6 protein-coding genes and 1 pseudogene are annotated in these 6,000 nt (G+C 71.6%); 2 read left to right on the top strand and 5 right to left on the bottom strand.

The window, feature by feature from the left end; translation table 11 throughout:
* Positions 1 to 152: 152 nt before the first annotated feature.
* Positions 153 to 341 (top strand): annotated as a pseudogene (locus HLK59_RS32390) (helix-turn-helix transcriptional regulator); the annotation flags it as partial.
* Between the two features lie 34 nt (positions 342 to 375).
* On the opposite strand, the gene bioD reads toward HLK59_RS32390, so the two are convergent.
* Genes bioD through bioB form a run of 3 tightly spaced genes read right to left on the bottom strand, consistent with a single transcriptional unit; the run spans position 376 to position 3,569 of the window.
* Positions 376 to 1,092 (bottom strand): dethiobiotin synthase, encoded by a 717-nt coding sequence (gene bioD / locus HLK59_RS32385; protein ID WP_171145131.1) that lies wholly within the window; start codon positions 1,090 to 1,092, stop codon positions 376 to 378.
* Position 1,093: 1 nt separating this feature from the next.
* Positions 1,094 to 2,374, bottom strand: a complete 1,281-nt coding sequence (locus HLK59_RS32380) for an adenosylmethionine--8-amino-7-oxononanoate transaminase (protein WP_171145130.1) — start codon at positions 2,372 to 2,374, stop codon at positions 1,094 to 1,096.
* Complete coding sequence (bioB, locus tag HLK59_RS32375; RefSeq protein WP_171145129.1) at positions 2,367 to 3,569, bottom strand: biotin synthase BioB; 1,203 nt, start codon at positions 3,567 to 3,569, stop codon at positions 2,367 to 2,369. Before bioB ends, HLK59_RS32380 begins: the two co-directional genes overlap by 8 nt.
* Positions 3,570 to 3,716: 147 nt before the next feature.
* Here bioB and HLK59_RS32370 point away from each other — a divergent pair, with 147 nt between their 5' ends.
* Positions 3,717 to 4,844 carry an 8-amino-7-oxononanoate synthase gene (locus HLK59_RS32370; RefSeq protein ID WP_171145128.1) on the top strand — a complete coding sequence of 376 codons (1,128 nt, stop codon included), beginning with the start codon at positions 3,717 to 3,719 and terminating at the stop codon, positions 4,842 to 4,844.
* A gap of 36 nt (positions 4,845 to 4,880) precedes the next feature.
* Here HLK59_RS32370 and HLK59_RS32365 read toward each other — a convergent pair whose 3' ends face one another.
* A complete protein-coding gene (locus HLK59_RS32365) occupies positions 4,881 to 5,102 on the bottom strand; it encodes a DUF397 domain-containing protein (protein ID WP_171145127.1) in 222 nt (73 codons plus the stop codon).
* 9 nt (positions 5,103 to 5,111) lie between these two features.
* Positions 5,112 to 5,981, bottom strand: coding sequence for a helix-turn-helix transcriptional regulator (locus tag HLK59_RS32360; protein ID WP_171145126.1), 870 nt, complete (start codon positions 5,979 to 5,981; stop codon positions 5,112 to 5,114).
* Positions 5,982 to 6,000: the final 19 nt, after the last annotated feature.

Raw genomic sequence — 6,000 nt, 5'->3', positions numbered from 1 at the left:
TTGGCAGGGCGGTCGTGGTGTGCTGGCGGGTGGGTGCGGCGTGTCGTTGTATGTTGTTGTTTACTGGCTCGCCACCCACCGATCCTCGACCTATCCCCTCGGTCGGCAGCGCCAGATGTGTAGAAGGGACAGCCCCCGACGACCCCACCGTCCGACTCACGGCCCAGCAGCTCATGGTCGCCCGCATGGCCGCCGACGGCGCCACCAACCGCGAGATCGCCACCCGCCTCGCCCTGAGCCCGCGCACCATCGACCACCATCTGCGGGGCGTGTTCACGCGGTTGGGGATCCGGTCGCGGATCGAACTGGTGCGGCTGCTGGGGGAGGGAGAGAGGATGTGAGGGGCACCCGAGTGCGTTCCGCGGGCACCGGCTGTCAGTCGGCCGCCCGCTCCCGGAACGCCTCCGCGTCCCACACCCCGTCCAGCCGCGACGCCAGCCAACCAGGCGCTCCCGCACGGAAGTCGGCGGGCGCCAGCGACCCCGCACCCTCGGGCAGGGCCCCGAGCAGCGGTGCCCCCGACACCTCCGGCAGGTCCGCCACATTGCAACGCGACGCCAGATCCGGGGAGTCGGGCCAGCTGCCGATCACGACACCGAGCAATTCCAGCTCGCGGCCTCGCAGTTCACGCGCCGTCAGTTCCGTCGTGTTCAGGGTGCCCAGGCCCGCCGACGCCACCACCAGCACCGGCGCCCGCAGCAGTTCCGCCGCGTCCGCCAGGGTGCCGCCCTCCTCGTCGAACCGTACGAGCAGTCCACCGGCGCCCTCGACCAGAACCAGGTCGTGCTCGGTGGCCAGTTTGGCGGCGGCCTCGGCGACCTGGTGCGGGTGCACCGGCGGGAGCCCGGCCCGCCGGGCCGCCGTCCCGGGGGCCAACGGCTCCGGGTAGCGGGCGACTTCGGCGGTCGTCACGGGCCCCGCCAGCCGCGCCACCTCCTGCGCGTCCCCGGGCTCGCCCGGACCCACACCGGTCTGGGCCGCCTTGAGCACGGCCACGGACCTGCCCGCCGCCACCGCGGCGGCGGCGACCGCGGCGGTGGCGACGGTCTTGCCGACCTCCGTGCCCGTACCCGTGATCACCAGTACCGACATGTCATCCCTCCCGAGCCGCGGCGCACACCGCGCGCGCGATCCGTGCCACATCCGCGTCCCCCGTGACGTACGGGGGCATCGTGTAGACCAGGTCGCGGAACGGCCGCAGCCACACGCCCTCGCGCACCGCCGCCTCCGTGGCCGCCCTCATGTCCACCGGGTGGTCCAGCTGGACCACGCCGATCGCCCCGAGAACCCGTACGTCCCGTACGCCCGGCAGCTCCCGGGCCGTCGCCAGCCCCTCCCGCAGGCCCGCCTCGATCCGCTTGACCTCCGCGAGCCAGTCCTGGCCGAGCAGCAGCTCGATCGAGGCACAGGCCACGGCCGCGGCGAGCGGATTGCCCATGAACGTGGGGCCGTGCGCGAGCACCGGGACCTCGCCCCGCGAGATGCCGTCGGCCACCCTCGACGTGCACAGCGTCGCCGCCATCGTCAGATAGCCGCCGGTCAGCGCCTTGCCCACGCACATCACATCCGGCGTCACCGCCGCGTGCTCCGCCGCGAACAGCGCGCCCGTACGCCCGAAGCCGGTCGCGATCTCATCGAACACCAGCAGCACGTCGTGCGCGTCGCACGCCTCGCGCAGCACCCGCAGATACGTGGGGGAGTGGAACCGCATCCCGCCCGCGCCCTGCACGACGGGCTCCACGATCACCGCGGCCAGCTCGTCGGCATGCGCCGCGATAGCCGAGCGGAGCTCCTCGGCGTACGACTCCTCGTACTCGACCGGCGGCGGCCCCACGAACACCTGGCGCTGGAGCACGCCGGTCCACAGTTCGTGCATCCCGCCCTCGGGATCGCACACCGACATCGGCTGCCAGGTGTCGCCGTGGTACCCGCCGCGCCAGGTCAGCAGCCGGTGCTTGCCTGGGCGGCCGAGCGAACGCCAGTACTGGAGGCACATCTTCACGGCGACCTCGACCGACACCGACCCGGAGTCGGCGAGGAAGACATGCTCCAGCCCGTCGGGCGACATGTCGACAAGGAGCTTCGCGAGCCGTACGGCGGGCTCATGGGTGAGCCCGCCGAACATCACATGACTCATCCGCCCCAGCTGCTCGCGCGCGGCCTCGTTGAGCACCGGGTGGTTGTAGCCGTGGATGGCCGACCACCAGGACGACATGCCGTCCACGAGCTCGTCCGAGCTGCCCGCGAGGCGCAGCCGCACCCCGCTCGCCGACTCCACGACGAGCGGCTCGGCGCGGCCCGGCATCGGGCCGTACGGATGCCAGACATGCCGCCGGTCGAGCTCCAGCAGCTCGGACACGGGCAGCTCAGGCATTGGGCGCGAGGTCCGTTCCGGCACCACGACGGCGTACCGCGACCAGGTCCGTACGGGCCTCACCCACCGCCGGCTCGCTCACGGCCGGCTCGGCAGCCGAACCGCAGACGGAGCCGCACCCGGCGCCCTCGTGCGATCCGCAGCCCGCGCTTTCGTGCGATCCGCACCCGCCCGCGGCGGCGGCCACGTCCGCCCGGTGCTGCGGCAGCGTCACCTCGCCCGCGCCCTCCACCTCGAACCCGGCGTCCGCGATCATGTCGAGGTCGGCCTTGCCGGCCTGGCCCTCGCTGGTGAGGTAGTCGCCGAGGAAGATCGAGTTGGCCAGGTTCAGGGCGAGGGGCTGCATGCTGCGCAGATGGACCTCGCGACCGCCCGCGATGCGCACCTCGACGTCCGGGCAGACGAACCGGACCATCGCCAGGATGCGCAGACAGCGCTGCGGGGTGAGGTTCCACTCCTTGGCCAGCGGGGTGCCCTCGAAGGGGATCAGGAAGTTCACCGGCACCGAGTCCGGGTCCAGCTCGCGCAGCGAGAAGACCACGTCGATGAGGTCCTCGTCCGACTCGCCCATACCGGCGATGAGACCCGAGCACGCCGACAGACCGGCCGCGTGCGCCTTCTGCACGGTGTCCACGCGGTCGGCGTAGGTGTGCGTGGTCGTGATCTCGCCGTACGTCGCCTCGGACGTGTTGAGGTTGTGGTTGTAGGCGTCGGCGCCTGCCTCGCGCAGCCGCTCGGCCTGGCCGTCGGAGAGCAGACCGAGGCAGGCGCACACCTCGACGTCCTCGTTCTGGTCCTTGATCGCCTTGATGGTGTCGGAGACCCGGTCCACGTCCCGGTCCGTCGGCCCGCGACCGCTCGCCACCAGACAGACCCGCTTGGCGCCGCCCGCGAGTCCGGCCGCGGCGGCCTTGGAGGCCTCGTCCGGCTTGAGCCAGGTGTACTTCAGGATGCCGGCCGTCGAGCCGAGGCGCTGCGAGCAGTAGGAGCAGTCCTCGGGACACAAGCCGGACTTGAGGTTGACGAGGTAATTCAGTTTCACCCGTCGGCCGAACCAGTGCCGGCGCACCTTTCCGGCCGCGGCCACCACATCGAGCAGGTCGTCGTCGGAGGTGGCGAGGACGGAGAGTGCTTCCTCGCGGGTCGGCAGCTCGCGCCGAAGCCCCTTGTCCACCAGCGTGTTCAGCAGGTCCATGAAAACCGATCCTGTCCTAAGGAGCCGTCTCGGGCCAAGGAGAGTTCGCACAACAGAGGCCATTCACTGTGTGGGTATTGCCACACAGTGGGGGGCTGCTCATCCCATTAGTGTCTGTTCGCTGCCTACAAAACCCTCGGAGGACCCATGGCGTTCGGCTGGATCGACGAGCAGGCGCTGCTGCGCCGTCGCGCCGGACTCGTACGCACCCTGAGGCCCCGCCCCGCCGACTCGCCGCTCCTGGACCTGGCGAGCAACGACTACCTGGGCCTCGCCCGCCACCCCGAGGTCACCGAAGGGGCCGCGCGGGCCGCCCGGACCTGGGGCGGAGGCTCCACCGGGTCCCGACTCGTCACCGGCACCACCGAGCTCCACACTCAGCTGGAGGTCGAGCTGGCCGAATACTGCGGTTTCGAGGCGGCCCTCGTCTTCTCCTCCGGCTATGCCGCCAACCTCGCCGCCGTCACCGCACTGGCCCCGCACGGCTCACTGATCGTCTCCGACGCCGGCAACCACGCCTCGCTGATCGACGGCTGCCGGCTGGCACGCGGCACGACCCAGGTCGTCGGCCACGCCGATCCCGAGGCCGTGCGCAAGGCGCTCCGGACGCACGAGGGTCCCGCGGTCGTCGTGTCCGACACCGTCTTCTCGGTGGACGGCGACGCCGCCCCGCTGACCGGGCTCACCGAGGCATGCCGGGAGCGCGGCGCGGGGCTGCTGGTCGACGACGCCCACGGCCTCGGTGTGCTCGGCGACGGCGGCCGCGGCGCCCCGCACGCGGCGGGACTCGCGGGCGCCGACGACGTCGTCGTGACGGTCACGCTGTCCAAGTCGCTCGGCAGCCAGGGCGGCGCAGTCCTCGGCCCCGCCCGGGTGATCGACCACCTGGTCAACGCGGCCCGGACCTTCATCTTCGACACCGGGCTCGCGCCCGCCGCGGCGGGCGCGGCCCTCGCGGCACTGCGCCTGCTGCGCCGCGAGCCCGCGCGCGCGGCGCGGGCCCGCGAGGTGGCCGCCGAACTGCACGCACGGCTGACCGCCGCGGGTCACGAGGCGGTACGCCCGGACGCCGCGGTCGTCTCCGTGCGCGCGCCGTCCCCGGAGGAGGCCGTGCGGTGGGCGGCCGACTGCCGCACCGCGGGTCTGGCCGTGGGCTGCTTCCGTCCTCCTTCCGTGCCCGACGGCATCTCACGGCTCAGGCTGACCGCCCGCGCGGACCTCTCCGCGGCGCAGATCGAACGCGCTGTACGTGTGATCGGTCAGACACGACCATGAGTCGGCGTGACACGGCCGTGCCGGGGGCAAAAGGGATCAGAACGCGGCCGTGAACTCCGCCCAGCTCCCGGGGGAGAAGAGCAGCGCGGGTCCGGACGGGTTCTTGGAGTCGCGCACGGCGAGCAGCCCGGTCCCTGGACCGGTGTGCGGCCGAGCCGTCTCGACACAGTTGTTGGCTCCGGTGCTGTAGCTGCTGCGCAGCCACCGCGCCGTGTGCAGATCGATACTGGAAGGTACGTTCCGAGGCATTGCGGACATGGTGCCTCCTTACGCGCCGTCACCTATCCCGGCGATGTAATCCAACGAGTCCTCGGGCGAAAGGGCGTGGATCTGAAGAGCGTTGAAGGCCTCGGTATAGGCCTGGAGGTCTTCTTTCCGCTCGAGGTAGAGGCTACTCGTCAAGTGGTCGAGAACAACCACGTCCAGATCAGATGTGTTCGAAAACGAGAAGATTACGAAAGGCCCCGTGATGCCGATGTGGGCTCCTGCGGCGAATGGGAGTACCTGAATCCGGACCTGGGGCAGCCGGGCCGCCTCGATGAGCCGCCGCAGTTGTCCCGCCATGACGTCGGGGCCGCCGATGTCCCGGCGCAGCACCGCCTCGTCCAGCACCGCGCTCAGCTTCAGCGGTGGTTCGGCCCGCAGGACGTCCTGTCTGGCCAGCCGGACCTCGACCAGCGCGTCGAGCCGCTCGTCCGGCTCCGTGCCGAGCCCGTTCACCGCGGCCCGGGTCACCGCGCGCGCGTACTCGGGCGTCTGGAGCAGCCCGGGCACCACGGAGGTCTCCAGCGTGCGCATCGCACCGGCCTGGGACTCCAGGCTGATGAAGTCGCGATACGTCGGTGGCAGTACCCCGCGGTACTGGTGCCACCAGTGGTGCCGTCCGGCGCCCTCGTCGGAGCCCGCCAAGACCAGCAGTAACTCCCGTAGCCGGGCGTCGTGCACCGCGTAGGCGTCCAGCAGTAACCGCACGTCGGCCGGTTTCACGCCGCTGGCGCCGGTCTCGATCCGGCTCACCTTCGACTGGTGCCAGCCCACCAGCCGGGCCGCCTCACCACTGGTGAGCCCCGCACTGGTGCGCAACGCACGCAGTTCGGCGCCCAGTTTCCGGCGGCGTACCGCGGGACCGTGCTGCATGGGCTACTCCTTACTCCTT

The sequence above is a fragment of the Streptomyces sp. S3(2020) genome, from assembly GCF_013044505.1.
In the GTDB taxonomy this organism is placed as follows: Bacteria; Actinomycetota; Actinomycetes; order Streptomycetales; family Streptomycetaceae; genus Streptomyces.
Note: the sequence above shows the minus strand (reverse complement) of the source record. Positions and strands in the feature narration are given on the sequence as shown.